Source organism: Ruegeria sp. AF8 (assembly GCF_056541825.1).
Map to the genome: position 1 here is coordinate 1 of NZ_JBQFYW010000053.1, position 4083 is coordinate 4083.

3 protein-coding genes are annotated in these 4083 nt (G+C 62.4%); all 3 read right to left on the reverse strand.

Annotated features, from left to right (window positions below):
- Positions 1-1457: phosphonoacetaldehyde dehydrogenase (phnY, locus tag ACR0AO_RS25215; protein WP_480609709.1), on the reverse strand; the 1457-nt coding region annotated here is incomplete at its 3' end.
- A 3-nt stretch (positions 1458-1460) separates the two neighbouring features.
- Positions 1461-2705 carry a phosphonoacetate hydrolase gene (phnA, locus tag ACR0AO_RS25220; RefSeq protein WP_480609712.1) on the reverse strand — a complete coding sequence of 415 codons (1245 nt, stop codon included), beginning with the start codon at positions 2703-2705 and terminating at the stop codon, positions 1461-1463.
- A gap of 19 nt (positions 2706-2724) precedes the next feature.
- Complete coding sequence (locus tag ACR0AO_RS25225; RefSeq protein ID WP_480609715.1) at positions 2725-3912, reverse strand: 2-aminoethylphosphonate--pyruvate transaminase; 1188 nt, start codon at positions 3910-3912, stop codon at positions 2725-2727.
- Positions 3913-4083: the final 171 nt, after the last annotated feature.

Sequence of the window (4083 nt, forward strand, 5' to 3'; positions counted from 1 at the left end):
GGCCATGGCAGCGAATAGGTTTTTACGTTTGTGAAGAATTTCATGGCTTCGATGACGCCTTCCTTGACGCCGTTTCCTGAGTCCTTGATGCCGCCGAATGGGGACATTTCGATGCGGTATCCGGGCTGTTCCCAGATGTTGCAGGTGCCCACGTTGAGCCCGTTGATATAGGCGATCGCGCGGTTCAGGTCGTTGGTGCAGACACCCGAGGAAAGGCCGAACTCGGTCGAGTTCGAGATCGCCATCACCTCGGCGTCATTGTCCGGAACCCGCACGATGGGCACGATGGGGCCAAAGGTTTCCTCCATCACCAGTTCGCTGTCATGGGGCACCTTGTCGACCACGATGGGCGGCAGAAGCGCGCCGTCACGTCCGGGATGATAGAGGATCTCGGCGCCTTCGGCCTCGGCCATGTAGACGCGCTTTTCGAACAGTTCGGCGGCCTTGTCGTGGATGACGCAGCCCAGCTCGGTCTCGGGGTCCTGCGGGTCGCCGAATTTGATCTTCTTCGCTTTCTCAAGAACCAGAGGCACGAACCTTTCGGCCACGCTTTCCTGCACCAGGATGCGCTTGATCGCGGTGCAGCGCTGGCCCGAATTGCCGGTCGCACCCGCCACCGCGATGGTCGCGGCCTTGTCCAGATCGGCATCGCTGAGATCGTTCAGAACGATCAGCGGGTCGTTGCCGCCCAGCTCCAGCGCCGAGCGTTTATACCCGGCCTTTTCGGCGATCATCTTGCCCACCGGCACGCCGCCGGTGAAGGTGATGATGTCGATATTGTCGTTGGTGATCATCTCGTCACCAATGTCGGCGGGCCAGCCGGTGACCACCTGGAACATCTCGGGCGGCAGCCCCGCCTCATAGAGGATATCGGCCAGCGTCAGCGCCGTCAGCGGCGTCAGTTCGGTCGGCTTGCACACCATGCAGTTGTTGGTGGCGATCGACGGCGCGATCTTGTGGCTGACCATGTTCAGCGGATGGTTGAACGGGGTGATCGCCGAGATCGCATTCACCGGCTCGCGGGTGGTGAAGATCTTGCGCGCCTTGCCGTTATGGGTCAGGTCGCAGGAAAAGATCTCGCCATCGTCCTTGAGCGCCTGCGCCGCGGCGAACTGATAGACGTCCTGCGCCCGCTTGGTCTCGTAAATGGCGTGCTGATGGCAGATGCCCAGCTCCAGCGTCAGCCATTTGGCCAGATAGTCGCGCCGCTCCCCGATCAGCTCGCCCGCGCGCTGCAGGATCTGGCTACGCTCGTAGCGGGTCAGCTTCGGCTGGTAATTCGCCGCGATCTCAAAGGCGCGGCGGGCATGTTCCGCCTTGCCCGCGGGGACATGACCCACCACCTCGTTGGTATAGGGATAGTGGACCGGCACGGTCTCGTCGGTAAAGACGATCTCGCCGCCGATACGCATTCCCTCGTTGCGGATTTCGATATTCGACATGGTCTGATCTTTCATGACTTACTGAGCCGCCGCTGTGGTTGCATAGAAAAAGGCGTCAAAGTTGCGCAGCTCGGGCTGGTTCGGCAGCTCGATGACACGGTTCACGATGAACGGAACCTCCTGCTCGGTCAAACCGCCATGGCTGCGCAGCGGCTCTTTCAGCGCCGCCAGGTCGTGGCGGTGCTCGGAGGTGCCGATGCAGATGTTCTCGCCCGAGATCATCACGATGTCGCCGATCCGGTCGCCCGGCAGCTCGAACCGCCGGATCGCCTCTTCCTTGTCGATGACCAGGATCAGCTCGTCGCGCGCCTTGAGCCGCGCCATGATGCCGGCCCGGTCGGCGCCGTCGGGCAGATAGGCGGTGGCAAACGATCCCAGCGCCCCGTGATGCACCACGTAAGGGTCGGTGATCGGCAGGATCACCCGCGCCGCATCCTTGCCCAGCCACTCATCCAGCAGATCCTGCGCATAGATCACGTTGGGCGTGCCGTCGGCGTGATGCTTGGGCTTCATGCCGTGATCGGCGGTCACCACGATGGCCGCCCCCAGCGCGTCCAACTCGCCCAGATAGCGGTCGAACATCGCATAGAAATCCAGCGCGCCCTGCTGTTCGGGGGCGAACTTGTGCTGGATATAGTCGGTGGTCGACAGATACATCACGTCGGGCTTGAACTCTTTCAGCAGCTTGACGCCGGCGGCGAAGACAAACTCGCTCAGTTCCGCCGAATAAACTTCCGGAACCGCCATGCCCAGCCATTCGCTGGCATTGTCGATGCCATGCTCGGCCCTGGTGGTCTCGCCCGCGCGTTCGGACGAAAACGCCACCGCCCTGCCCTCGTCGAACTTCAGCCCCGAGCCCAGCAGCGCGCGCAGCTTGTCCTTGGCGGTGACCATCGCCACACGATAGCCCGCATCGTAGAACTGCGAAAAGATCGTCGGCGCGCGCAGGAACCGCACGTCGTTCATCATCACCTCTTCGCCACTGTCCGGGTCGATCAGATAGTTGCCGCAGATGCCGTGCACGACCGGCGGGCGGCCAGTGGCAATGCTGAGGTTGTTGGGGTTGGTGAACGACGGGATCACCGAATGCGCCAGCCGGTCGGTGCCGGTCTCGCGGATCCGTTTGAGGTTGGGCATCAGCCCTTTGGCAATCGCCACGTCCAGATATTCCGGCTCGCACCCATCAAGGCAGATGGCAATCGCGGGCACTTTCGGCGTCGGATAGACACGCGCATTCGCTTCGACGGGGGTATGAAGGGTCATCTCTTGCTTTCCTTGATCTTCAGGCGGCCAGCTTGGCGCGCTCTTGCAGTGCGGCGGCCGGAGGGGCCGCGCTGGCGACCCCCATCCCGGCCAGACTATCCCGGGCGGCGGCCACGACCCGCCGCATCACTTGTTCGTCCATCTGCCCGATGCAGCCGACGCGGAAACTGTCCACGACCGTCAGCTTGCCGGGATAGATGATGAACCCCTTCTCCTTCATCAGCTCATAGAACCGCTCAAAGACGAAGTTCGCATCCGCCGGGCAGAAGAAGGTGACGATGATCGGACTCAGCCAGCGGCTGTCCAGCAGCGTCTCGAAGCCCAGCTCGCGCATCCCCGCCACCATCACGTCGCGGTTGCGCGTATAACGCGCGCCGCGCCCGGCCACCCCGCCCTCGGCGGCATGCGCCCCGAGCGCCTCCAGAAACGCCGCAACCACATGGGTCGGCGGCGTGAACCGCCACTGCCCGGTCTTTTCCATATGCGCCCATTGCGCATGCACGTCCAGGCTCAGCGAATGGCTGTTGCCCTTCGCCGCTTCCAGCGCCTCTCTGCGGGCGATGACAAAACCAAAACCAGGCACCCCTTCGATGCATTTGTTGGCCGAGGATACCATCGCCTCATAGCGGATCTCCGACGGCTGCAGCTCGATCGCGCCAAAGGCCGACATCGAATCGACCAGCAGCTTGCGGCCCGCCGCATAGACCGCCTCGGAAATCTCCTCGACCGGGTTCAGAATGCCCGAGGAGGTCTCGCAATGGATCGCAACCACATGGGTGATCGCCGGATCGTCGGCCAGAAGCCGCGCCACCTCGTCGCCGCGCGGCGGCAGGTAATCGCCCTTGTCCAGAACCACGTGATCGCGGCCCAGATAATCCAGCGTCAGCGCCGAACGCTGCCCATAGGCCCCGTTGGCCAGCACCAGCGCCTTGCCATCCCGCGGAATGAACGAGCCCAGCATCGCCTCGACCGCGAAACTGCCCGAACCCTGCATCGGCACACAGTCGAAATCCCCGGCCCCCTCGCCCAGCAGCGCCAGAAGACCCGACCGCAGCCTGCGCGTCATGCCGCGAAAATCATCGTCCCAGCTGCCCCAGTCCCGCAGCATCGCCTGCTTGACCGGGTACGAGGTCGTCAGCGGACCGGGGGTCAACAGATAGGGCTCGCCCATCCGGGGGGCTTCGATCTCACGCGCGGCCTCGCTCATGGCGCCATCTCCAAAACAATCTGCGACGCCACTATTGCCGCACATAAACCAATGTGGAAAATTGATAATAACGATCAAACAATAAACCAAACCTATACACCAAACAGAGAAAAACAAATGGGATACAGCCAACTCAAAGCATTCCACAACGTCGCCAACCTCAAAAGCTTT

What these genes read in the sequence shown, in the direction of transcription:
- phnA (WP_480609712.1), bottom strand. Translation starts at nt 2,705, where the DNA reads ATGACCCTTCATACCCCCGTCGAAGCGAATGCGCGTGTCTATCCGACG.
- ACR0AO_RS25225 (WP_480609715.1), bottom strand. Translation starts at nt 3,912, where the DNA reads ATGAGCGAGGCCGCGCGTGAGATCGAAGCCCCCCGGATGGGCGAGCCC.